Source organism: Jejuibacter sp. L23 (genome assembly GCF_050815825.1).
Lineage (GTDB): Bacteria > Pseudomonadota > Gammaproteobacteria > Enterobacterales > Enterobacteriaceae > Jejubacter > Jejubacter calystegiae.
In genome coordinates this window covers 4,829,220-4,851,981 of sequence record NZ_CP138199.1, presented here as the reverse complement: position 1 = coordinate 4,851,981, position 22,762 = coordinate 4,829,220, and the positions used below count along the sequence as shown (strand labels likewise).

Here is a 22,762-nt window from a genome sequence, read left to right as displayed (position 1 = left end):
TTCAGACCTTCAGCATCCAGCGCTCCGTCAGGCAGCGCTGGCCTTCCGGGCAACTGCGGCAGCTGCCGGAAAGGCAGCCATCGGCTTCATCGGGCACCCGCACCGTTCTGCCCATGGCTTCCAGCCGCTCCAGCATGGCGGTGACCAGCGGCAGTGGGGCGCCCAGCGTCTCGCTAATCTGACGCGCTTCCATCCGCCCGCGCAGCGCCAGCAAATCCCGAACCTGAGTCAGGGTAGCCATAGGTAGCCTGGTCTCCTTAGTGGCAGTCGCCAGCGTGGGACCGACAGCCGTCCGGTTTCCTGGCTGGCGCCAGCAGGTTGACGTCCACCCGGCTACGCATCCGCCGCAGCGTCACGAGTAGCGCCAGGTTAAACAGCACCACCACGGCAATGGCTGTCGTACTGTAGCGTGGATGTTCGCTAAAGGTGGCGCACTGATAGTAGAGGGTCGCCAGCGAGTAGCCGATGTTCAGCCCCCACAGTACCGAAAAGGTCATCCAGCCACGGCTCGATTCGCGGGCGATAGCCCCCATTACCGAGATACAGGGGATGTAGAGCAGCACGAAAATCAGATAGCTGTAGGCGGCGGCATCGCTGCCGAACTTACTGCTCATCACACCCATGGCGCCGCTGGCCATCTCGCCGTCACCCTTGCTGGCTTCGATGGGGTTAGCCAACACGCTCAGGCTGAAGGTCTCTTTCAGGCTCTGCCAGGTGTCATCAACCGCGCCTTTCAGTTCGTCGCTCAGGCTAAAGGTGGCGGGATCGAATTCGTCTTCGTGCATATCCTCGGCGGTATACAGGGTGTTCAGGGTGCCGACCACCACCTCTTTTGCCATGGCGCCGGTAAACAGCCCGACGGTGGCCTGCCAGTTATCCTGATGAACGCCGATCGGCGCCAGCAGTGGCGTCAGCACTTTACTCACCGAAGCGAGCGCGGAGTCGTTAATGCTATCGACTGTCTTGCCGCTGAACGAAAAGCTGTTCAGAGCACCGATAAAGATACTGACGATGACAATCACCTTACCGGCCCGCAGCACGAAGCCTTTCAGGCGCTGCCAGGTTTGCAGCAGCAGGCTCTTCATATGGGGAACGTGATAAACCGGAAGCTCCATCACAAAGGGAGTCGCTTCGCCGCGCATCAGCGTATATTTCAGCACCAGCCCGGTGACGATCGCCATCACAATCCCCAGCAGATAGAGCGAAAAGACCACCGTGGCGCCCTGCTTACCGAAGAAGGCGGAGGCGAAGACGGCGAAAATCGCCAGACGGGCGCCGCAGGACATAAAGGGCGCCATCATAATGGTCATCAGACGTTCGCGCGGCGCATCCAGGGTACGGGCCCCCATGACCGACGGCACATTACAGCCGAAGCCGACGATCAGCGGCACGAAAGATTTACCAGGCAGCCCCAGCGCCTGCATCAGGCGGTCCATAACGAAGGCGGCGCGTGCCATATAGCCGGAGTCTTCCAGGAAGGAGAGGAACAGGTACATCATGCCAATCTGCGGCACCAGCGGTAGCACGGTGTTGATACCGCCGCCCACCCCCTGGGCCAGGAAGATGGTCAGCCATTCCGGGAAGTGCAACGCATCTCCCAGCCAGCGGGTACCGTGAATAAAGATTGCTACCGAACCGCCGTCAAAGATGGGCTGAAGGGCGCCGCCGATATTGATCGCCAGCAGGAACATCAGGTACATCACCAGCAGAAACACCGGCAGCCCCAGCAGACGGCTGAGCACGATTTTGTCCAGCGCCACGGTCAGACGATTAGGCGCGGCGGTCAGGCTGTTGCTGACCTCATCGCATATTGCGGCGATGCTCTGATAGCGGGCATCGGCAATGCTCAATGCCGGATCCTCAATTTGGGTGCTCAGCCGCGCCAGGGCGCCGTCGAGATCCCCGGCAACGCTGCCCGCCAGATGGCGGCTATAAATATCGCCTTCCAGCATTTGTAGCGCCAGCCAGCGCCGTTCGCTGTGGGGTTGGGTGGCTGGCATCCGCTCGGCAAGCTGTTCGGCTTCCGCCAGCAGCGGCTGAGGATAGTGCACCAGCTCGATGGCGGTATTACCGCGATGGCGGTCAACAGCCAGTTTCAGACCGTCGATACCCCGGGCGCGGGTGGAGACCAGCGGTACTACCGGGCAGCCCAGACGGGCGGAAAGGGCGTCGATATCGATACGGATCTGCTGCTTTTCGGCAATATCCAGCATGTTCAGCGCTACCACGCAGGGAATGCCCAGCTCCAGCAACTGCAGCGTCAGATAGAGGTTACGCTCCAGGTTCGAGGCATCCACTACGTTTATCAGCATATCGGCGTCGTTGCTCAGAATGTAGTGGCAGGCGATCTGCTCATCGAGAGAGGTCTGGGAAGAGATAGTGGTCAGGGAGTAGGTGCCGGGCAGATCCACCAGTGTGACCGCATGGTCGGTGGTGGTGAACTGCCCCTCTTTACGTTCGACAGTTACGCCAGACCAGTTGCCGACCCGCTGGCGGGAACCGGTCAACTGATTGAACAGCGTGGTTTTGCCGGAGTTAGGGTTGCCAATAAGACCGATAGTGAGTTTTTTCATTTGTAGTATCGCAACGTGAAAGTGGTTCGCGGCGCCTGAAGCTCCAGGCGCCAGTCCGGTCAGGCGAGCGCTTCCAGGGAGAGTAGCGCCAGGTCTTTCTTACGTAGTACCAGGCTGATACGGCGCGTTTCTATCTGTACCGGATCGCCGAAAGGCGCCACCCGCACGACCCGGAATGAAGAGCCAGGCAGCATCCCGAGAGAGAGCAGCTTCTGACGCCAGGCCGGACTGATTTCCCGGGAAAATCCGGTAATTTTCCACGAACTGTTCGCGTGCATATGCATAGAATCCCCTGTGAACGAGACCGATCGGCAAAAAACCTGGCCACCGCAGGCGACCAGGAAAAAACCTGAAAAAGTATGAGGCAATGATAATGAGAACAATTTTTATCTTCAATCTGAAGAAGGGGGTTAAATGCGTTTTTTTTGAGCGTAAACAAATTTAGCGCTCGGGGCGGGATAACGAAGGGTTAATAAAGTTATCTGTCGGTAAGAAGGTTTTAGAAAATGGGCCAATGTTACTTTTATGTTGGCGCGGAAAGAGGCCGCCGGTGCAGGGCACCGGCGGCTTTCTGGGTTAGCGCTTCTTGCCGAAGGCGGCCGCCAGAGCATCGCTCATGGCGCTGTTACCCGCAGGCGTGCTTTCTGCCCGCCGGGGTTTACCCGCCGGACGGCTACGATCGCGGCCATTGCCGTTACCGGCGTTGCCGGAAGCGGAACGGCGGCTACCGGTATCGCCGGGTTGTTCATCCAGCCGCATGGTCAGCGCGATACGCTTACGCGCCATATCCACATCCAGCACCTTCACCTTCACGATATCGCCCGCTTTCACTACTTTGTGGGGATCGTCAACGAAGCTGTCGGACAATGAAGAGATATGGACCAGGCCGTCCTGATGAACGCCGATATCCACGAAGGCGCCGAAGTTGGTGACGTTAGTGACCGCCCCTTCCAGCACCATGCCGGGCAGCAGATCGTTCATGGTTTCCACGCCGTCGGCGAATTTGGCGGTCTTAAACTCGGGGCGCGGATCGCGGCCCGGTTTTTCCAACTCTTTGATGATATCGCTGACGGTCGGCACCCCGAATTTGTCGTCGGTAAAGTCCACGGCCTTCAGATTACGCAGGGCGCTGCCGTTGCCCATCAGATCGCGCAACGCCTGCTCAGTCGCCGCCAGAATGCGTTCCACCACCGGGTAGGCTTCCGGGTGAACGGTGGAGGCATCCAGTGGGTTATCGCCGTGGTTAATACGCAGGAAGCCAGCGCACTGTTCAAAGGCCTTCGGCCCCAGACGGCTTACCTTCAGTAACTGCTGGCGGTTGCTGAACTGGCCGTTTTCGTCGCGCCAGGCCACGATATTTTGCGCCATCATGCGCGTCAGACCCGCTACCCGGGTCAGCAGAGGGACCGAAGCGGTGTTCAGGTCAACGCCAACGGCGTTTACGCAGTCTTCCACCACCGCGTCCAGCTTCTTCGCAAGCTGGCTCTGGCTGACATCGTGCTGATACTGGCCCACCCCGATGGATTTAGGATCGATCTTCACCAGCTCTGCCAGCGGATCCTGAAGGCGGCGGGCGATAGAGACCGCGCCGCGCAGCGACACGTCGAGATCCGGGAATTCCAGCGCCGCCAGCTCGGAAGCGGAATAAACCGACGCCCCAGCCTCGCTAACGATCACCTTCTGGGCGGTCACTTTGGGGAACTGCTTCTGAACGTCCAGGTAGAAACGCTCGGTCTCGCGGGAAGCCGTACCGTTACCGATCGCCACCAGCTCAACGTTGTATTTTTCGCAGAGCGCGGCTACTACGGTCGCCGCTTTGGCCGCCTGACCGGTGTGGGGGTAAATCGTGTCGGTGGCGACCAGCTTACCGGTGGCGTCCACCACTGCGACCTTAACGCCGGTGCGTAGACCGGGATCGAGGCCCATAGTGGCGCGCAGCCCGGCTGGGGCCGCCATCAGCAGGTCATGCAGATTACGGGCGAAAACGTTGATAGCCTCGTCTTCGGCGCGTTCGCGCACCGTGCCCATCAGCTCAGTTTCCAGGTGCATCAGCACCTTAATACGCCAGGTCCAGCTCACTACCGCACGGCGCCAGCTATCCGCCGGAGCGTTGTTCAGACGCAGGCCCAGGTGGTCGATAATAATCTGTTCGCCGTGACTCTCTTTCGGCGGCTCGTCGAACTGCGGATCGGGGTTCAGGGAAAGTTGCAGTACGCCTTCGTTACGACCGCGGAACATTGCCAGAGCGCGGTGGGAAGGCACTTTGGCGATGGGTTCATGATGGTCGAAATAGTCGCGAAACTTGGCTCCTTCTTCTTCCTTGCCGCTCACGACACTTGCTACCAGATCGGCGTTCTTCCACAGGTAGTCACGCACTTTAGCCAGCAGGGCCGCGTCTTCTGCGAAGCGCTCCATCAGAATGTAGCGAGCGCCGTCCAGGGCGGCTTTCGCATCGGCGACCCCTTTATCGGCATCGATATAGCTTTCCGCTTCCTGTTCCGGGGTGAGGGAAGGCGTGTTCCACAGGCTGTCCGCCAGCGGCTCCAGACCGGCTTCGATGGCGATCTGCCCACGGGTACGGCGCCTGGGCTTATAGGGAAGGTAGAGATCTTCCAGTTCGGTTTTGCTCAGGGTGCCATTAATGGCCGTGGCCAGTTCACTGGTCAGCTTGCCCTGCTCATCGATGGATTTCAGAATCGCCTGGCGGCGATCGGACAGCTCGCGCAGGTAGCCCAGACGGGTCTCCAGTTGGCGCAACTGGGTATCGTCCAGCCCGCCGGTGACCTCCTTACGATAACGTGCGATAAACGGCACGGTGTTCCCTTCATCCAGCAGACGAACCGCGGCTTCTACCTGTTCGGCCCGGGCCTGCAGCTCACCGGCGATAATGCGACAGAGCGAATCATTCATCATGGCTAAAATTTCATCTTGTGAGTACCAAAAGTCAGGGGACAGTTATACGGACTGACGGCGAAAAATGCCAGTCGCAGCGGCCGGGCAGCGGGGAATCAGACAGTTCCTCGCATGTGGATATTGCTGTTATGATTTATGTCAGCGTTTGAATTCGGGAATATGGCTGTGGGCACCAAACTGATTACCCGGGAAGGGTATAACAAGCTGAAACAAGAGCACGATTACCTGTGGAACGAGAAACGCCCGGAGATCACTAAAATCGTCTCCTGGGCTGCGAGTCTGGGTGACCGCTCGGAAAATGCCGACTACACCTATAACAAGCGACTGCTGCGCCAGATCGATCGTCGGGTGCGCTTTCTGAGGAAGCTGCTACCGGTGCTTTCAATCGTCGATTATTCGCCGCAGCAGGAAGGGCGCGTTTTCTTTGGCGCGTGGGTGGAAATTGAAAACGAAGCAGGGGATGTGAAGAAGTTTCGCATTGTCGGCCCGGAGGAGATCTACAGCGAGCGCAAAGACTATATCTCCATTGATTCGCCTATGGCCCGGGCGCTGCTGAAAAAGCAGGTGGACGAAGAGTTTGTGGTCCAGACACCGGAAGGTGAAAAACTCTGGTTTATCAATGCCATTGAGTATCCGAAGGGCGATGCCGCGTTGGATGATACCGGCTTCAGACCGCTCCGCGGCTGAAAATGGCGATGACCTGCGTCAGGTGCGCCTTCATCGCCTGGCGCGCTGCGCGTACGTCCCGGGCTTCCAGCGCTTCCAGAATGGCGCGGTGCTCCAGTTCCGAGCGGTGCGGCATATCCTGCGGCGTGTAATGGCGCTGCAGCATACGGAACATACTGCCGTAGCGGTGGCCCAGCAAATGGCTGATGATAAAGGCCAGCGTGGGATTACCGCTGGCCCGGGCGATGCGAATATGAAACAGGCGATCCCCGGGATGAGTGACCGAGCCCGCGCGGTTATCGCGGCAGTTCTGTTCCCAGGCGCTGCGGATCCCCGCCAGCTCCTCATGGCTTGCGTGGCGCGCCGCCAGCGCTGCGGTTTCCGGTTCAATCAGCAGTCGGGTTTGCAGTAGCGAAAACGGCGGCAGTTCGGCGTTCAAATCCAGACTGATACCCAGTTCGTTATCCACGTCGCCCCACTGATCGCGCCCGGCCTGAGTCATTACCGGCTCCTGGCGGGCGTCCGGCGTCTGCGCCTTCACAATCACCCCGTTACCGACCTTCACATCCACCAGTCCTATCACTTCCAGCGCAATCAGCGCTTCACGCACCGAAGCCCGGCTCACCTGAAGCTGACGCGCCAGTTCGCGCTCTGGCGGCAGGCGGCTACCGGGAGGAAACTCGCCATTCTCGATGAGCTTGTGCAGTTGATCGGCTATCTGTCTGTATATCCTTGGGTTTTCAAGTCGGGTGATCGGCATGGGTTACCTTTTCTTACCAGTTTGAAGTGACTGAGTGCACAAAAAACAATCAGGAAACTTGAGTAATCGTTATCTGGGTGTAAAAAAATAGTTAATCCGAAACGCTGTTTTGAGATCTGAATAACCCATAACTGTACACACAATAACCCGTTACTCCGGTTTTGTCATGGTGCCGTCGGCGGCTAAAGGCCTGACCATTAGACCGAAGTAGCGAAGGAGTCACTATGGATTTAGCAGGTAAGCGAGCGCTGATAACCGGCGCCGGACAGGGGATTGGCTATAGCACCGCCAGACTATTCGTGGAGGCCGGTGCCGAAGTGATTGGTTGCGATCTGAATCCCGCGTCTCTGGAGGCGATCGCCGGTATTCAGGCCGTTACCCTGAATGTGACTGACGGTGCTGCGGTCGCGGCGGCAGCTCAAAGGCTGGGGCCGGTGGATGTACTGTTCAACTGCGCCGGAGTGGTGCACAACGGCTCGATTCTTGAGTGTCGCGAAGAGGAGTGGCGTTTCGCCATGGATCTTAACGTGACGGCGATGTTCCACACCATTCGCGCCTTTCTGCCCGCCATGCTCGAGCGCGGCGGCGGCTCCATTATCAATATGTCATCGGTGGCCTCCAGCATCAAAGGGGTGGCTAACCGTTTTGCCTATGGCGCCAGTAAAGCGGCGGTCATCGGTCTGACCCGTTCGGTGGCGGCGGACTACATCACCCGGGGAGTTCGCTGTAACGCCATTTGCCCGGGCACCGTGGAGTCGCCATCGCTACGCGATCGCATTGCCAGCCAGGCTCAGGCCCAGGGCAAAAGCGTGGAGGAAGTGTACCAGGCCTTTGTGGCCCGCCAGCCCATTGGCCGCATCGGTAAGTCTGAAGAAATTGCGCAACTGGCGCTCTATCTGGCCTCTGACGCAAGCGGCTATACCACCGGCACCACACAGATTATTGATGGCGGCTGGAGCAACTGACGCCTGTATACCTTCAAAAATTGGGGAACCACATGAAATTACTGCGTTATGGAGAGCCGGGCCAGGAGCGTCCGGGGGTACTGGATAAAGCGGGGCTGATTCGCGATCTTTCCGGGTATATCCCGGATGTGGCAGGTCCTGCGCTATCGGCAAAAAGCCTGGAGCATCTGAAGAGTCTGGATATCGAGGCGCTGCCCCACGTGCCGGGGCAGCCGCGCATCGGTGCCTGTGTGGGCAATATCGGCAAATTTATCTGTATCGGCCTGAACTACGCCGACCATGCGGCAGAGACCGGCGCTGAGATTCCGAAGGAGCCAGTGGTATTTAACAAGTGGACCAGCGCGGTGGTGGGCCCTTATGACAATGTGCTGATCCCACGCGGTTCAGAGAAGACCGACTGGGAAGTGGAGCTTGGGGTGGTGATCGGCCGTGCCGCCAGCTACATCAGCGAACAGGAGGCGATGGATTACGTGGCGGGGTACTGCGTGGTGAACGATGTCTCCGAGCGCGAATACCAGATCGAGCGCGGCGGCACCTGGGATAAAGGCAAGGGCTGCGACACTTTCGGCCCCATTGGCCCGTGGCTGGTCACAACCGATGAGGTGCCGGATCCTCATAACCTGAAGATGTGGCTGGAGGTGGACGGCAAGCGCTATCAGAACGGCAGCACCAGCACCATGATCTTTAACGTGCCGCAGATAGTCAGCTACCTGAGCCGTTTTATGAGCCTGCAACCCGGGGATGTGATTTCTACCGGCACGCCGCCGGGCGTGGGAATGGGCCAGAAACCGCATCCGGTGTACCTGCGTCCCGGTCAGACCATGCGTCTGGGGATTGAGGGACTGGGCGAACAGCGTCAGCAAACCCGGGGGGCCTGATCATGACGACGATCGTTGGCCTGCGCGTGGAGGATATTCGCTTTCCCACCTCCCAACACCTGGACGGCTCGGATGCCATGAACCCGGATCCCGACTATTCCGCCGCCTATGTGGTTCTGGAGACCGACGATCCACAACTGAGCGGGCACGGCCTGACTTTCACCATCGGTCGCGGCAATGAGATCTGCTGTACGGCTATCCGTGCCCTGGCGCCGCTGATTGTCGGTGAAAGTCTGCAAACCATCGCCGCCGATATGGGAGCCTTCTGGCGACGCTTTACCGGCGACAGCCAGCTACGCTGGATTGGCCCGGATAAGGGCGCTATTCATCTGGCCACCGGCGCGGTGGTCAATGCAGTCTGGGATCTGTGGGCAAAGGCCGAAGGTAAGCCGCTGTGGCGACTGGTGGCAGAGATGTCGCCCCAGGAGCTGGTGCGCTGCATCGACTTCCGCTACCTGACTGATTGCATCACGCCACAGGAGGCGGAAACGCTGCTGACTGAACGGGCAGAGGGCAAGGCCCGGCGGCTGGAAACCCTGCTGGCGGAAGGCTATCCCTGCTACACCACCTCTGCCGGTTGGCTCGGTTATCCGGACGATAAACTGCGACGCCTGTGTCAGCAGGCGGTGGACGCCGGATTTTCCCATATCAAACTGAAGGTCGGGCGCGACCTGGAAGACGATATCCGCCGGGTACGCATCGCCCGGGAAGTGCTGGGGCCGGACCGGCATCTGATGATCGACGCCAACCAGGTCTGGGAGGTCGATGAAGCTATCGAATGGGTACGCCAGTTGGCCTTTGCCGAGCCCTGGTTTATCGAAGAGCCCACCAGCCCGGACGATGTGGAAGGGCATCGCCGCATCCGGGAAGGGGTGGCGCCGGTGAAGGTCGCCACCGGCGAGATGTGCCAGAACCGGATTCTGTTTAAGCAGTTTATTATGCGCGACGCCGTGGATGTGGTGCAGATAGACGCCTGTCGTCTGGGCGGTGTTAACGAAGCGCTGGCGGTGATGCTGATGGCGGCGAAGTATCAGCTACCGGTCTGTCCTCATGCCGGGGGCGTTGGCCTGTGCGAATACGTCCAGCACCTGTCGATGATCGATTACCTGTGCATTTCGGGCAGCCGTGAAGGACGGGTGATTGAGTATGTGGATCATCTGCATGAGCACTTTGTCGATCCGTGCGTCATCAAAGGCGCAGCCTATATGGCGCCGACCACGCCGGGCTACTCCATTGAAATGTATCCGGAATCTATCGAGCGTTACCGCTTTCGCGAAGGGAATGCCTGATGCCGCGCATCGACGCCCATCAGCACTTCTGGCGCTACCGGCCCCGGGATTTCCCGTGGATAAACTCGCAAATGGCGGTGCTACAGCGTGATTTTGGCTCGCAGCAGTTGCAACCGCTGCTGGAGCAGCACGGCTGCGACGGCGCCATTACGGTGCAGGCCCGCCACAGCGAGCAAGAAAACGCGTGGCTGGTGGAGCAGGCGCGAACGCTTCCTGGCTTGCGCGGCGTGGTGGGCTGGCTGGATGTCAGGGCGACGAGTCTTGGCGATAAGCTGGCGCAGTGGTCCCATGAACCGCTGCTGTGCGGCGTGCGTCATCAGGTGCAGGACGAACCCGATCCCGCCGCCTGGCTGGATGACAGCGCGGTGAATGCGGGCGTTGAACAGGTACAGCGCGCTGGCTACGTCTGGGAGCTGCTGGTGACCTGGCGTCATCTGGAGGACGCCACCCGTTTTGCCCGTCGTCATGACCGCCACTTGCTGGTGCTGGACCATTGCGGCAAGCCGGATATTACCGCCGGGGCACGGCGCTGGGCTCAGCAAATCGCCCCTCTGGCAGCGCAGTCCCATGTGATGTGCAAGCTTTCCGGGCTGGTTACCGAGGCGCCCGGCGGGCAGTGGAAGGCTGAAGAGCTACGGCCCTTTATCGATGCGGCGCTGGAGGCATTCGGGCCGCAGCGTTTGCTGTTTGGTTCCGACTGGCCGGTCTGCCTGCTGGCGGCGGAATATGGACAAGTGGTTGCGTTAAGCGAACGGGCACTGAGTAAGCTGAGTCCGGCAGAGCAGGCGGATATCGCAGGCAATAACGCCGCACGGGTTTACCGACTGACGGAGGTCTGAGTATGGATCTGTTTCTGGAAGATAAGGTCGTTATCGTCACTGGCGGCGGTTCCGGCATTGGCGGCGCGATCGCGCAACTGCTGGCGCAGGAAGGGGCGATTCCGGTCATTGTCAGTAATGTCGAACCGGACGCGCAATTTATGGCGCAACTGACCCGGCATCAGCCCGACAGTCTGTTTATTCTGGCCGATCTGTGTCAGGAAGCCGCGTGCGACAGCGCTGTGACCCAAACTCTGACGCGCTTCGGGCGTATCGATGGACTGGTGAATAACGCCGGAGTGAATGACGGTGTCGGGCTGGAGGCCGGGCGCACCGCTTTTATCGGCTCTCTGGAGAAGAACCTGGTGCACTACTACCAGATGGCGCATCTGTGTCAGTCGGCGCTGGAGCGGGCCCGGGGCGCCATTGTGAATATCGCCTCAAAAACCGCTCTGAGCGGTCAGGGGGGAACCAGCGGTTACACCGCCGCCAAAGGGGCAATCCTGGCGCTGACCCGGGAGTGGGCCGTCTCCCTGCGACACAGCGGGGTGCGGGTGAACGCCGTAGTTCCGGCAGAGGTGATGACGCCGCAGTACCAGCGCTGGATCGAAACCTTTGAAGAACCGCAGCGTCAACTGGCGGCCATCAGCGCCCATATTCCTCTGGGGCAGCGGATGACCACGCCGGAGGAGATCGCCAGTACCGCGGTGTTTCTGCTGTCGGCGCGTGCATCGCACACCACCGGTCAGTGGTTGTCGGTCGATGGCGGCTATCTGCATCTCGACAGGGCGATAACGTGAACGGGGGGCGCAGGCGCTACTGCCAGGCGCTCGATCTGGTGGATTCCCCGGCGTTGATTGCGGAGTACGAGGAGTACCACCGGCAAATCTGGCCTGAAGTGGCGGCACACCTGCGTGAGCAGGGGGTCGCGCAGATGGATATTTACCGGCTGGGCACCCGGCTGTTCATGATTATGGAGGTGGACGCGGACTTTGATGAACGGCGTTTTGCGCGGCAGAGCCTGGATCACCCGGTGATTCAGCGCTGGGAGGCGTTGATGTGGCGCTACCAGGTGCCGACCCCCTGGACCCCGGAAGGGGAAAAGTGGGCGGCGATGACGAGGATATTTTCGTTGCAGGATCAATCCCCCGAGTAACGGCAGGCTGCCGTTCGGGCGTGTCGGGGCAATACCACTCTGTACGTCTTGTGAGGATATAATCATGCTGGTAAACGAGAAAACGTCGGCCGCAGGCGCGCCGACGCGCGCGACCACCGGTATGCGCTGGGCCTTTATGCTGGTCACCAGCCTGTTCTTTATGTGGGGTCTCTCCTACGGCCTGTTAGATGTCCTGAACAAACACTTCCAGGAAACGCTGCATGTCACTAAGGCCCAGTCCGGGCTGTTACAGGCCGCTTATTTTGGCGCTTACTTCCTGGTGGCGCTGCCAGCGGGCTACTTTATGGACAAACGCGGCTATAAGGCCGGTATTCTGGCGGGGCTTTGCCTGTACGCCCTGGGCGCGCTGCTGTTTGTGCCCGCCGCCTCCGTAGGCAACTTCGGGATGTTCCTGTTCGCGTTGTTTGTTATCGCCAGCGGCCTGGGCTGCCTGGAGACGGCCGCCAACCCCTATGCCACGGTACTGGGCGATCCCTCCGGAGCCGAACGGCGTCTGAACCTGGCGCAATCCTTTAACGGTCTGGGGCAGTTTATTGGCCCGGTGATCGGCGGCTCGCTGTTTTTTTCCGGCACCCAGAGCGTCGGGGATGAGCAGGGAGCGGTAAAACTGACCTATGTCGGGATTGCCGTGGTGGTGCTGGGGATTGCGCTGCTGTTTCGGCGCACCTCGCTTCCGGATATCCGCGATGCGCGTGAGGCGAATGACGGCCCGCGCGGGCTGTGGTCGCATCGCCATTTTGCCGGTGGCGTGGTGGCGCAGTTCTTCTATGTGGCGGCTCAGGTGGGTGTGGGGGCCTTCTTTATCAACTATGCCACCGAGCACTGGCAGGGGGTCACCAGCCGCCAGGCCTCTTATCTGCTGTCTGTGGCGATGATTAGCTTTATGGTCGGGCGCTTCTTCAGTACCTGGCTGATGGGGCGAATTAAACCCGCCACGCTGCTGGCGACCTACGCCCTGGTGAATATGGCGCTGTGTGGCGTAGTGATGATGGGCATCGACGGCGGCGTTTCGGTGGTGGCGCTGATCGCCGTGTTCTTTTTTATGTCCACCATGTTTCCCACCATTTTCGCACTGGGGGTGAAAAACATGGGCGGCCACACCCGCCGCGCCAGTTCGTTTATGGTGATGGCGATCGTGGGCGGGGCGGTGATGCCCTGGTGTATGGGGGCGATTGCCGACAGCAGCAGCACCGCGCTCTCCTACGGGCTGCCGTTGATCTGTTTCGCCGTGGTGCTGATTTACGGTCTGAGCCAGCGGCGCCACAGCGTCGCGGGGTAAAAAGATTCTGGCGTATGTGCGGGCGGGGGAAACCCCGCCCGTTTTTTTAACTACAATTTTTATGAGGTCACACCGGAAATAGAGATGGATCGGTAGCATAACCTGCTGTTAAATATGCTTTGTAACAATTTTGCCTGGAATATATACCAGTTTTAACTGGTGGTGGGCGCCTGCTTTTTTAGAATACTCTGCTACAGAGAGCCTTTGGGAGTTTAACAATGCAAGAGAATTATAAGATTCTGGTTGTGGATGACGATATGCGTTTGCGAGCTCTGCTGGAGCGCTATCTGACTGAGCAAGGCTTCCAGGTTCGTAGCGTGGCTAACGCCGAGCAGATGGACCGTCTGCTGACCCGTGAATCATTCCACCTGATGGTGCTGGATCTGATGCTGCCTGGCGAAGATGGCCTGTCCATTTGCCGCCGACTGCGTAGCCAGAGCAACCCGATGCCGATCATTATGGTTACCGCCAAGGGTGAAGAGGTCGACCGTATTGTCGGGCTGGAGATCGGCGCCGACGACTATATTCCCAAACCCTTTAACCCCCGTGAGCTGCTGGCCCGTATCCGTGCGGTGCTGCGTCGCCAGGCCAATGAGCTGCCGGGAGCCCCTTCCCAGGAAGAAGCGGTTATCGCTTTTGGTAAGTTCCGGCTCAATCTGGGCACCCGCGAAATGTTCCGCGAAGATGAACCGATGCCGCTGACCAGCGGTGAATTCGCGGTACTTAAAGCGCTGGTCAGTCATCCGCGTGAGCCGCTGTCCCGCGATAAGCTGATGAACCTGGCCCGTGGTCGCGAATACAGCGCCATGGAGCGCTCCATCGACGTACAGATCTCCCGCCTGCGCCGCATGGTGGAAGAGGACCCGGCGCATCCGCGTTATATCCAGACCGTTTGGGGCCTGGGCTACGTCTTTGTACCGGACGGCTCTAAAGCATGAAGCGACTGCGCTTCTCGCCACGAAGTTCATTTGCCCGCACCCTGCTTCTGATCGTCACTCTGCTGTTCGTCAGCCTGGTGACGACCTATCTGGTGGTGCTGAACTTTGCCATTCTTCCCAGTTTGCAGCAGTTCAATAAAGTCCTCGCCTACGAAGTGCGTATGCTGATGACCGATAAGCTGCAGCTGGAAGATGGAACCCAACTGGTGGTACCGCCGGCCTTCCGGCGTGAGATTTACCGGGAGCTTGGGATCTCGCTCTACTCTAACGAGGCGGCCGAGGAGGCGGGACTGCGCTGGGCGCAACACTATGAGTTTCTGAGTCAGCAGATGGCGCAGCAGTTGGGGGGACCTACCGAGGTCCGGGTCGAGGTCAATAAGAGCTCGCCGGTGGTGTGGCTTAAAACCTGGCTGTCGCCCAATATCTGGGTTCGGGTGCCGCTGACCGAGATCCATCAGGGCGATTTTTCGCCGCTGTTCCGCTATACCCTGGCGATTATGCTGCTGGCCATTGGCGGCGCCTGGCTGTTTATCCGTATTCAGAACCGACCATTAGTGGAGCTGGAACACGCCGCCATGCAGGTAGGGCGGGGGATTATTCCGCCGCCGCTGCGGGAATACGGCGCTTCTGAGGTGCGTTCCGTAACCCGGGCCTTTAACCATATGGCGGCCGGGGTGAAACAGCTGGCGGATGACCGTACCCTGTTGATGGCCGGGGTCAGTCACGACCTGCGAACGCCTCTAACCCGTATTCGCCTGGCGACGGAGATGATGGGCGAGCAGGATGGCTACCTGGCGGAATCGATCAATAAAGATATCGAAGAGTGTAACGCCATCATCGAGCAGTTTATCGACTTCCTGCGGACCGGACAGGAGGTGTCGCTGGAAGATGCTGATCTGAACGCGGTGCTGGGTGAGGTGGTCGCTTCAGAGAGCGGCTATGAGCGCGAGATTGAAACCGATCTGAAGCCCGGCGAGATTCCGCTGCATATCCATCCGCTGTCGATCAAGCGCGCCGCAGCCAATATGGTGGTGAACGCCGCCCGCTATGGCAACGGCTGGATTCGGGTAGCCAGCGGTACTGAACTGAACCGTGCCTGGTTCCAGGTGGAAGACGACGGCCCGGGGATTAAGCCGGAACAGCTTAATCAGTTGCTACAGCCGTTTGTGCGCGGCGACAGCGCGCGCAGCACCAGCGGCACCGGGTTGGGGCTGGCCATCGTCCAGCGTATCGTGAACAACCATAACGGTACTCTGGATATTGGCACCAGCGAGCGGGGCGGTCTGCGTATTCGTGCCTGGCTGCCGATGCCGCTGGCGGGAGGGCACTCGTCGCATCCGAAAGGGGAGTGATACTTCGCCCATAAAAAATGGTCGCCCGGGCGACCATTTTTTTTACCCAGAGGCAGTTAAAGCTGCGGACCGGCGCTAACCAGTTCGGCGCCTGCGGGGGTATCGGTATATTTATCGAAGTTAGCGATAAACAGCTGTGCCAGCTGGGTCGCTTTCTCCTGCCAGGCTTCCCGTGAGCTCCAGGTGTTGCGCGGATCGAGAATCTCCGGATTCACGCCAGGCAGCGAAGTGGGGATAGCCAGATTGAACAGCGGCAGGGTAAAGGTTTCTGCGTCGTCCAGTGAGCCATTAAGGATGGCATCGATAATGGCGCGGGTATCCTTGATGGAGATACGCTTGCCGGTACCGTTCCAGCCGGTATTCACCAGATAGGCCTGAGCGCCAGCTTCCTGCATTCGCTTCACCAGCACTTCGGAGTACTGGGTCGGGTGCAGGGTCAGGAAGGCGGCACCGAAGCAGGCGGAGAAGGTCGGCGTTGGTTCGGTCACGCCGCGCTCGGTACCGGCCAGTTTGGCGGTAAAGCCGGACAGGAAGTGGTACTGGGTCTGGCTGGCGGTCAGGCGCGAAACCGGCGGCAGCACGCCGAAGGCGTCGGCAGTCAGGAAGATAACCTTAGTGGCATGGCCCGCTTTCGACACTGGCTTAACGATATTGTCGATATGGTAGATCGGATAGGAAACGCGGGTGTTTTCGGTTTTCGAAGCATCGTCAAAGTCGATGGAGCTGTCGTCACGTACGGTCACGTTTTCCAGCAGGGCATCGCGGCGGATCGCGCGCCAGATATCCGGCTCGGCCTCTTCCGACAGACGGATGGTCTTGGCGTAGCAGCCGCCTTCAAAGTTAAAGACGCCGTCGTCGTCCCAGCCGTGTTCGTCATCGCCGATCAGGCGGCGTTTAGGATCGGTGGACAGGGTGGTTTTGCCGGTGCCGGAAAGGCCGAAGAAGACCGCCACGTCGCCTTTTTCGCCCACGTTGGCGGAACAGTGCATTGAAGCGATGCCACGCAGCGGCAGCAGGTAGTTCATGATGGCGAACATCCCTTTCTTCATTTCGCCGCCGTACCAGGTACCGCCGATCAACTGCATGCGTTCGGTCAGGTTAAAGGCGACAAAGTTTTCCGAGTTCAGCCCCTGCTCCTGCCACTGCGGATTAGTGCACTTCGCGCCGTTCATCACGATAAAGTCCGGCGTAAAGCTCGCCAGCTCTTCGTCGCTCGGGCGAATAAACATGTTCTTTACGAAGTGCGCCTGCCAGGCGACCTCGGTAATAAAGCGTACGGAAAGGCGGGTGTCGGGGTTGGCGCCGCAGTAAGCGTCCACCACGAACAATCGCTTGCCGGAAAGTTCGCTGGTGACCAGCCCTTTCAGGTGCTGCCAGGTTTCCTGACTGAGTGGTTTATTATCGTTTTTGCTTTTCGCGTTATCGTTCCACCACAGAGTATCGCGGGTGGTGTCGTCGCGGACGATGTACTTATCTTTCGGAGAACGACCGGTAAAGATGCCGGTATCGACAGCGACGGCGCCAGAGTTGGTCAGGGTGCCACGCTCAAAGCCCTCCAGGCTCGGGTCGAGCTCTTCTTTATAGAGGGTATCGTAATCGGGGTTATGGACGATCTCGGTGACATCAACAATACCGTATTGAGCGAGATCCTGTGGGGTCATGCCATTAGCGCCCATTTCACTACTCCTTAGCTAACTTATACTGCCTGAGATTGTAGGGGTGTTTCGAGGTTGTTAACCGCGACCGGAATCATAGATTTGTGAATTTGCACAAACCAGCGTCGGGGCAAACGCTGTGAGGCCCGTCACAGTTGCTCGAGAGTATGCCAGCATTTTACGCGGTGTCGGTGAAAATATTCCGAATATGTTAAAAAAATGTGCAGTTTGGAGGCGGTTTGTGAGTGTAAGCGCTTTCTCAGGAAAATGTATGAAACGACGCCTGATATCAGGGCATTGTTATACGTGAGCGCATGCCGGATACCCTCACCCCAGCCCTCTCCCTGAAGGGAGAGGGAGAATTAACGAGAGGGGATTAATGCAACTGATGTCCGGAGCTGCTCTCTTCAGCACGCAGCGTGACGATCTGCTCCGGCGTAAAGATGTAGTGGCTACCGCAGTAGTCGCAGTGCATATCGATTTCACCGTCTTCTTCGAGGATGCCTTTAAGCTCATCGTCAGGCAGGGTTTTCAACGCGTCCGCGCAGCGTTCGCGTGAGCAGGTGCACTTAAAGGTCACCGATTGCGGGTCGTATAGCTCTACCTCTTCCTCATGATAGAGGCGCCACAGCACTTCCTGAGCCGGCAGGGTCAGCAGCTCGTCAGCGCGAATGGTTTCGGTCAGGGTCGCCAGGTGATTGAAATCGTCGGCCTGAGACTCCTGCGCCGGCAGGACCTGCAGCAGCATACCGCCCGCGGCCGGTTTGCCTTCAGCTTCGCCGGTGCAGATAAACAGACGGGTCTGCAGCTGCTCTGAGCGCTGGAAGTAATCTTCCAGGCAGGCCGCCAGGGTATCGCCTTCCAGACCGACCACGCCCTGATAGCGCTCGCCGTCGCTCGGCGTAATAGTAATGACCAGATAGCCATTACCCACCAGGGTCTTCAGCGTAGCATCTTCCGGGATCTCACCCTGTACCCGTGCCACGCCGCGCATCTGCTGCTGGTTGTCACCGTTGATCACCGCCAGATTCATCGGGCCATCGCCCTGAAGCTGCACGGTGATATCGCCGGTGAACTTCAGGGTGGCGGTCAACAGGCTGGTGGCCACCAGCAGTTCGCCAAGAATATTCTTCACCGGCTGGGGATAGTCGTGGTTTTCCAGGATCTGCTGCCAGGTTTCAGAAACCGTCACCAGTTCGCCGCGTACGGCATAGTTCTGGAACAGATAGCGGTGTAATTGGTCGTGTTGGGACATAACTTCTCTCTCCGGGCGACGCTCAGTCAGCATCGCCATATTTAAATTTCATCAGGTCGCGGCGCTCTTTTTTGTCCGGGCGGCGATCCGGATGCGGCATCGACAGGGCGTTCATCTTGCGCGCCAGCGCCATTTTTTCCCGCTTGCTCTGGCTTTCTGCCGTCTCCTCATAGAGCTGCACCGCAACGCTCGCCGGGCCGCGTCGGCTGCTGATGCCTTTGATCAGCACTTCGCGTTCATCATTGCCCTGACGTAGCGTCAGCCGTGCATTCAGTTCCACAATCTTCCCGGGCTTGCTGCGCTGCCCGTTATAGTGCACTTTCCCACCTTCGATCATCTCGCGGGCGAGGGCGCGGGTTTTATAAAAGCGGGCCGCCCAGAGCCATTTGTCGAGGCGAACCTCTTCAGTCTGTTTCTCTTTCATGACGACTCCGATAGCTGTGGAATCAGATGGCGATAGTCATTCAGCGCCGGATGGCGAGCGTAACGTTTTTCCGCCATGCCGGAATCCGGATTGCCAACGCCCAGACAGAAGCGAATACCAAAGCGGGCGGCGGCATCCAGGATGGGTTCGCCGTCGTCGATAAACAGTGTCTTTTGGATATCAAGACCGGTATGTTCGACAACGGCCTGCCAGAGCCGGCGATCCTCTTTCGGATATCCAAATGTGTGGGTGGAAAGTAATAAATCAAGGTGCTGTCCCAGCCCGGTATGCTGTAGCTTCACCGCCAGATTGTGCGGGTGTGCGTTCGTCAGCAGAATCCGGCGCTTTCCCTGGCGCTGCAGCCAGTTCAGGAAAGGGACGGTATCTTCGCGCAGTGCGGCGTTCGGTCCCATCTCGCTGGTCATGCCGCGGATATCCAGACTCAGCCGCTCGCTCCAGTAATCCAGACAGTACCAGTTTAGCGTATGCTGCACCGCCTGATACTCCAGGTCTATCAGCGCTCTGGCCTGCGGTAGCGAAATACCGCGGGTCCGGCTCAGGGTTTCGGGCACCAGGGTCAGCCAGAAGTGGCGATCGAAGGCCAGATCCAGCAGGGTGCCATCCATATCGAGCAGGATTGTATCGATCTCCTGCCAGGGGAGCGAAATAGCGATAACGGGCTCCATTCAGCGCGCGGGAAAGGGATGGGCGACAGGTTAGCATAACCCGTCGCCGGGTGGGATCAGAAGCGCGGTTGAATATCCGGCCCCGGCAGCAGTACCGGGTTAAAGCAGCTTTCGTAATACTGCTGGATGGATTGCAGACGGTGGCGGTTGCGGCGATAGCGGCGTACGGCGAGCCAGCAGTTGGCGAGCAGGCTGACAATCAGGCCCAGCAGCAGCAGTGTGGTGCCCACGAAACGCCACTGGCCCAGGCTATCCGGAATGCTGTGCAGCGTGATATGGCGGGTACCGTTGGCGTCGGTACGAATGCCAGTGACGATCCCTTCGGCACTGAACTGGGTGTGCATCAGCATGTTGGCCAGGCGGCGGAACTCCGGCCACTGATCGCGAGCCGGGTAATCATAGAGCCCCATTGGTGGGAAGGGCTGATCCACCAGATCGGTACCTTCATCGCTGATAATCATAAAGCCACCCGGCGCCGGGCTGTTGAGCGACTGGGCGGCACGGGTCGTTTCACGCATAAAGAACGGCGCGGTCGAGGTGGTGACCAGATTATCCAGCGACTCCGCGCTAACCGGGCGTAGCGTGATGTTAACCCCGTCCAGCTTGCCGGTGTCGGCGCGTCGGGTCAGGGATGCCCAGTCACGGGAGTTCCCCAGGTTAACCAGCGCATTCTTCAGGCGGGTACACTCATCTTCCCCGGTGCACAACGCCTGGGTTTTCAGCACGATATCGGCGAAATCATCCAACAGCACCAGACCCGACTTTTGAATGGCGGAGGCCAACTGCGGGTTTACCTTTCTGTCTTCCCGGGTTTCCGGATGGAGCTGAGCGTGCACGGCATCGCTTAGCGCCGTTGCTTTTTCGACGATAGGGGAGTCAGGCACGGGCAGTGGGCGGGCGTTGTTCCAGACAATACGCGAGCAGTCGAACGGCATAAAGGGGGAGCTCTGACGTGACGGATAGGCGCCTGGCGTATGAATGTTGCACATACCGGAGCCCTTAACGCGCAGTGTGTCACCGACTCTGACGCCCGCTTTCGCCAGGGCCTCCAGGCTGGTAGCTTCAACGGTCTGGGCGCCTTTCAACCAGGAGACGGTCAGCTTCAGCGGCATTTCCAGCGGTACCCAGATGGTCAGCATCACCAGCACTAACAGGGAGCCGCAGGCGATGGTCAGATTACGTTTCCAGTGCTGTAGCGGAAAGTTCTTCACCTCGTCATGCAGCGACAGGAAGCGCCCCTGACGCACCACATGCCTGTCGAGATAGATATCAATATCGGTCTTTTGCCCCAGATCCTGAGTAATCCACGGCTGCCAGTGGGGAGGATAGATCAGATCGATGATGCCCAGCGAGATATTGTTGATGTGGTCCCGATCGGCTTCGCCAAACAGCCCCCAGCGCTTTGGCGTACCGCGCAAGCAGTGGATCTCACGCAAGGTGTTTTTAGCCGGGCGGGCAAACAGCCCCCACATACCGGCCCCCAACAGCAGCAACGCTCCCCCTAACAGCCAGGGAATAATGACGCCCGGCGTCACCAGACACAGGAACATTAGCAGCAGCGAAGCGACGACCAGAAAGGCTTCGCGCATGCCATCCGGGCGGCTCAGGGCATACTCTTCCGGGCTCTCCTGACGGATATTGAGCAGTTCAATCTGTTCGCTCTCTTCGCCGCGGATAGATGCCTGACGGTTATTGGGCTGCGTGGCGGGGAAGGCATCGGCTTCCTGCTGATATTCCAGAAGGCTGTGGCCGTTAAGCGCAATCACCAGCGGCATTGAGTCGGTACGGATTAGCTCCACGCTGTTATCGTCGGTGATGTACTGCTCCCAGAACGGGGGCAGATGGACTTCAACCGCGTCGAGGTAATAGCGCCACTTGTTGGGATCGTCCGTAGACAGACCGTAGCGGGTAATGGAGCGCGTCAGGCACAGCACTTCGTCGCTCAGGGCGTTAAGCGCCAGAGTGGCAGATGTGGTGCTGGCCCCGGTTGGGGTAATCTCCTGGCGCGTGCGTGACAGCGACGACAGGTAGTTCTCAATCGCCGAACGTTCGTCGCCCGTCAGCTTACGGGTGGTAGTGCCGGTGAAGGCGTGCAGCTCCCTGCGCAACTGGAAGCGCGGACTACGCCAGAACCTCCACCCGGCTACTGCCAGACAGGCCAGCATGGCTGCGATGAAAAAAGATACAGTGCTCATGCTTTTTCCGTCAAACCGTCAATATTCTTCTCTAAGCGCAGCAAACAGTGACCCTTCCAGCGCGTTGGAAAACAGATAATCATTGGCAGGTATGACGCGTGACAGGAATTATTTTTCAGGCATACCAGCGGTAGAGCAATGGTAGCAGAGCCGCTTCGATGGTTACATCGGCAAATTCTCATTTCAGGAACAATAACTTGACAGGGGAGTGTGATACGTGGTTGGTGATATGAAAGTTTCAGAAATGTAAATAAGAGGCAATTGACATTGCCGAAACCGTGCGCCATGTCGCACAATGCCCGAAATGTACCTGCTAAAGCGGTCGAGATGAGTAATCTGCAAAAACCGAAAATTCAACATGTCGAAACGGTCGCACGTTCCCGACTGTTTACTATTGAAGCAGTAGATCTGACTTTCAGCAATGGTGAATGTCGTGTTTATGAACGCATGCGTCCTACCGATCGCGAAGCGGTGATGATTGCGCCGCTTCTCGATGACCACCTGCTGCTGATTCGCGAATATACCGTGGGCACTGAAAGTTACGAACTGGGTTTCCCCAAAGGGTTGATGGATCCCGGAGAAACGGTAGAGCAGTCGGCGAACCGGGAACTGAAAGAGGAAATCGGCTTCGGCGCGCGCGAGCTGACTTTCCTGAAACAGGTAGGGATGGCACCTTCTTATTTCTCCAGCAAAATGAATATTCTGGTGGCTGAATCGCTCTATCCTGAAAAGCTGGAAGGCGATGAGCCAGAGCCGCTGCCGCTGGTGCGTTGGCCGCTTGCCAGAATGATGGATCTGCTGAACGAACCCGACTTCAGTGAAGCGCGCAATATCAGCGCGCTGTTCCTGCTGCGGGAGTGGCTGATAGCCCAGGGGCGTCTGCCGCCGGCGGTGACTGGCTGATTTTTTCAATGCACCATAAAAAAACGCCCGTTACGG

At 58.8% G+C, this 22,762-nt stretch carries 21 protein-coding genes; 11 read left to right on the top strand and 10 right to left on the bottom strand.

What is annotated here, in order from left to right; translation table 11 throughout:
* Position 1: 1 nt before the first annotated feature.
* The 4 genes from feoC to SCU88_RS23205 form a co-directional block, all read right to left on the bottom strand.
* Positions 2–241 (bottom strand): [Fe-S]-dependent transcriptional repressor FeoC, encoded by a 240-nt coding sequence (gene feoC, locus SCU88_RS23220; protein WP_138094571.1) that lies wholly within the window; start codon positions 239–241, stop codon positions 2–4.
* Positions 242–257: 16 nt separating this feature from the next.
* Entirely contained in the window at positions 258–2,573 is a 2,316-nt protein-coding gene (feoB, locus tag SCU88_RS23215; RefSeq protein WP_175340020.1) for a Fe(2+) transporter permease subunit FeoB, read from the bottom strand.
* 59 nt (positions 2,574–2,632) lie between these two features.
* Positions 2,633–2,857 carry a ferrous iron transporter A gene (gene feoA / locus SCU88_RS23210; RefSeq protein ID WP_138094567.1) on the bottom strand — a complete coding sequence of 75 codons (225 nt, stop codon included), beginning with the start codon at positions 2,855–2,857 and terminating at the stop codon, positions 2,633–2,635.
* Positions 2,858–3,149: 292 nt separating this feature from the next.
* Positions 3,150–5,486 carry a Tex family protein gene (locus SCU88_RS23205; RefSeq protein WP_138094565.1) on the bottom strand — a complete coding sequence of 779 codons (2,337 nt, stop codon included), beginning with the start codon at positions 5,484–5,486 and terminating at the stop codon, positions 3,150–3,152.
* Between the two features lie 165 nt (positions 5,487–5,651).
* Between SCU88_RS23205 and greB the strand changes: the two genes are divergently transcribed.
* Positions 5,652–6,173 (top strand): transcription elongation factor GreB, encoded by a 522-nt coding sequence (gene greB / locus SCU88_RS23200; RefSeq protein WP_138094563.1) that lies wholly within the window; start codon positions 5,652–5,654, stop codon positions 6,171–6,173.
* Here the strand turns inward: greB and SCU88_RS23195 are convergent.
* A complete protein-coding gene (locus tag SCU88_RS23195) occupies positions 6,154–6,912 on the bottom strand; it encodes a FadR/GntR family transcriptional regulator (RefSeq protein WP_138094561.1) in 759 nt (252 codons plus the stop codon). The genes greB and SCU88_RS23195 overlap by 20 nt on opposite strands.
* A 224-nt stretch (positions 6,913–7,136) precedes the next feature.
* On the opposite strand from SCU88_RS23195, the gene SCU88_RS23190 reads away from it, so the two are divergent.
* The 9 genes from SCU88_RS23190 to envZ all read left to right on the top strand — a co-directional run bounded on the left by SCU88_RS23190 (position 7,137) and on the right by envZ (position 15,608).
* A complete protein-coding gene (locus SCU88_RS23190; RefSeq protein ID WP_175340019.1) occupies positions 7,137–7,877 on the top strand; it encodes an SDR family oxidoreductase in 741 nt (246 codons plus the stop codon).
* A gap of 32 nt (positions 7,878–7,909) precedes the next feature.
* Positions 7,910–8,755, top strand: a complete 846-nt coding sequence (locus SCU88_RS23185) for a fumarylacetoacetate hydrolase family protein (RefSeq protein ID WP_175340018.1) — start codon at positions 7,910–7,912, stop codon at positions 8,753–8,755.
* A gap of 2 nt (positions 8,756–8,757) precedes the next feature.
* Positions 8,758–10,044 carry an L-fuconate dehydratase gene (locus SCU88_RS23180; protein WP_175340017.1) on the top strand — a complete coding sequence of 429 codons (1,287 nt, stop codon included), beginning with the start codon at positions 8,758–8,760 and terminating at the stop codon, positions 10,042–10,044.
* Positions 10,044–10,883, top strand: a complete 840-nt coding sequence (locus SCU88_RS23175; protein WP_175340016.1) for an amidohydrolase family protein — start codon at positions 10,044–10,046, stop codon at positions 10,881–10,883. The genes SCU88_RS23180 and SCU88_RS23175 overlap by 1 nt, the downstream gene beginning before the upstream one ends.
* 2 nt (positions 10,884–10,885) lie before the next feature.
* A complete protein-coding gene (locus SCU88_RS23170) occupies positions 10,886–11,662 on the top strand; it encodes an SDR family oxidoreductase (protein ID WP_138094551.1) in 777 nt (258 codons plus the stop codon).
* Complete coding sequence (locus SCU88_RS23165) at positions 11,659–12,018, top strand: L-rhamnose mutarotase (protein WP_175340015.1); 360 nt, start codon at positions 11,659–11,661, stop codon at positions 12,016–12,018. Before SCU88_RS23170 ends, SCU88_RS23165 begins: the two co-directional genes overlap by 4 nt.
* Before the next feature lie 64 nt (positions 12,019–12,082).
* Complete coding sequence (gene fucP / locus SCU88_RS23160; protein WP_175340014.1) at positions 12,083–13,318, top strand: L-fucose:H+ symporter permease; 1,236 nt, start codon at positions 12,083–12,085, stop codon at positions 13,316–13,318.
* A gap of 218 nt (positions 13,319–13,536) precedes the next feature.
* Positions 13,537–14,256, top strand: coding sequence for an osmolarity response regulator transcription factor OmpR (ompR, locus tag SCU88_RS23155; protein WP_138094546.1), 720 nt, complete (start codon positions 13,537–13,539; stop codon positions 14,254–14,256).
* Entirely contained in the window at positions 14,253–15,608 is a 1,356-nt protein-coding gene (gene envZ, locus SCU88_RS23150; protein WP_138094544.1) for a two-component system sensor histidine kinase EnvZ, read from the top strand. The genes ompR and envZ overlap by 4 nt, the downstream gene beginning before the upstream one ends.
* 56 nt (positions 15,609–15,664) lie before the next feature.
* On the opposite strand, the gene pckA is transcribed toward envZ, so the two are convergent.
* The 5 genes from pckA to SCU88_RS23125 all read right to left on the bottom strand — a co-directional run bounded on the left by pckA (position 15,665) and on the right by SCU88_RS23125 (position 21,823).
* On the bottom strand, positions 15,665–17,284 hold the full coding sequence (gene pckA, locus SCU88_RS23145) for a phosphoenolpyruvate carboxykinase (ATP) (protein WP_138094542.1): 1,620 nt from the start codon (positions 17,282–17,284) through the stop codon (positions 15,665–15,667).
* Positions 17,285–17,639: 355 nt separating this feature from the next.
* Positions 17,640–18,518, bottom strand: coding sequence for an Hsp33 family molecular chaperone HslO (gene hslO, locus SCU88_RS23140; RefSeq protein WP_138094540.1), 879 nt, complete (start codon positions 18,516–18,518; stop codon positions 17,640–17,642).
* 22 nt (positions 18,519–18,540) lie between these two features.
* The gene (hslR, locus tag SCU88_RS23135) at positions 18,541–18,942 is read right to left on the bottom strand and encodes a ribosome-associated heat shock protein Hsp15 (RefSeq protein ID WP_138094538.1); all 402 of its coding nucleotides are present in this window, start codon (positions 18,940–18,942) and stop codon (positions 18,541–18,543) included.
* Positions 18,939–19,628, bottom strand: a complete 690-nt coding sequence (gene yrfG, locus SCU88_RS23130) for a GMP/IMP nucleotidase (RefSeq protein ID WP_431810063.1) — start codon at positions 19,626–19,628, stop codon at positions 18,939–18,941. The genes hslR and yrfG overlap by 4 nt, the downstream gene beginning before the upstream one ends.
* Before the next feature lie 56 nt (positions 19,629–19,684).
* Positions 19,685–21,823 carry an intracellular growth attenuator family protein gene (locus SCU88_RS23125; protein WP_138094536.1) on the bottom strand — a complete coding sequence of 713 codons (2,139 nt, stop codon included), beginning with the start codon at positions 21,821–21,823 and terminating at the stop codon, positions 19,685–19,687.
* Positions 21,824–22,150: 327 nt separating this feature from the next.
* Between SCU88_RS23125 and nudE the strand changes: the two genes are divergently transcribed.
* Positions 22,151–22,726, top strand: a complete 576-nt coding sequence (gene nudE / locus SCU88_RS23120) for an ADP compounds hydrolase NudE (protein ID WP_138094534.1) — start codon at positions 22,151–22,153, stop codon at positions 22,724–22,726.
* Positions 22,727–22,762: the final 36 nt, after the last annotated feature.

What these genes read in the sequence shown, in the direction of transcription:
- feoC (WP_138094571.1), bottom strand. Translation starts at nt 241, where the DNA reads ATGGCTACCCTGACTCAGGTTCGGGATTTGCTGGCGCTGCGCGGGCGG.
- feoB (WP_175340020.1), bottom strand. Translation starts at nt 2,573, where the DNA reads ATGAAAAAACTCACTATCGGTCTTATTGGCAACCCTAACTCCGGCAAA.
- feoA (WP_138094567.1), bottom strand. Translation starts at nt 2,857, where the DNA reads ATGCATATGCACGCGAACAGTTCGTGGAAAATTACCGGATTTTCCCGG.
- SCU88_RS23205 (WP_138094565.1), bottom strand. Translation starts at nt 5,486, where the DNA reads ATGATGAATGATTCGCTCTGTCGCATTATCGCCGGTGAGCTGCAGGCC.
- SCU88_RS23195 (WP_138094561.1), bottom strand. Translation starts at nt 6,912, where the DNA reads ATGCCGATCACCCGACTTGAAAACCCAAGGATATACAGACAGATAGCC.
- SCU88_RS23190 (WP_175340019.1), top strand. Translation starts at nt 7,137, where the DNA reads ATGGATTTAGCAGGTAAGCGAGCGCTGATAACCGGCGCCGGACAGGGG.
- SCU88_RS23185 (WP_175340018.1), top strand. Translation starts at nt 7,910, where the DNA reads ATGAAATTACTGCGTTATGGAGAGCCGGGCCAGGAGCGTCCGGGGGTA.
- SCU88_RS23180 (WP_175340017.1), top strand. Translation starts at nt 8,758, where the DNA reads ATGACGACGATCGTTGGCCTGCGCGTGGAGGATATTCGCTTTCCCACC.
- SCU88_RS23175 (WP_175340016.1), top strand. Translation starts at nt 10,044, where the DNA reads ATGCCGCGCATCGACGCCCATCAGCACTTCTGGCGCTACCGGCCCCGG.
- SCU88_RS23170 (WP_138094551.1), top strand. Translation starts at nt 10,886, where the DNA reads ATGGATCTGTTTCTGGAAGATAAGGTCGTTATCGTCACTGGCGGCGGT.
- fucP (WP_175340014.1), top strand. Translation starts at nt 12,083, where the DNA reads ATGCTGGTAAACGAGAAAACGTCGGCCGCAGGCGCGCCGACGCGCGCG.
- ompR (WP_138094546.1), top strand. Translation starts at nt 13,537, where the DNA reads ATGCAAGAGAATTATAAGATTCTGGTTGTGGATGACGATATGCGTTTG.
- envZ (WP_138094544.1), top strand. Translation starts at nt 14,253, where the DNA reads ATGAAGCGACTGCGCTTCTCGCCACGAAGTTCATTTGCCCGCACCCTG.
- pckA (WP_138094542.1), bottom strand. Translation starts at nt 17,284, where the DNA reads ATGGGCGCTAATGGCATGACCCCACAGGATCTCGCTCAATACGGTATT.
- hslO (WP_138094540.1), bottom strand. Translation starts at nt 18,518, where the DNA reads ATGTCCCAACACGACCAATTACACCGCTATCTGTTCCAGAACTATGCC.
- hslR (WP_138094538.1), bottom strand. Translation starts at nt 18,942, where the DNA reads ATGAAAGAGAAACAGACTGAAGAGGTTCGCCTCGACAAATGGCTCTGG.
- yrfG (WP_431810063.1), bottom strand. Translation starts at nt 19,628, where the DNA reads ATGGAGCCCGTTATCGCTATTTCGCTCCCCTGGCAGGAGATCGATACA.
- SCU88_RS23125 (WP_138094536.1), bottom strand. Translation starts at nt 21,823, where the DNA reads ATGAGCACTGTATCTTTTTTCATCGCAGCCATGCTGGCCTGTCTGGCA.
- nudE (WP_138094534.1), top strand. Translation starts at nt 22,151, where the DNA reads ATGAGTAATCTGCAAAAACCGAAAATTCAACATGTCGAAACGGTCGCA.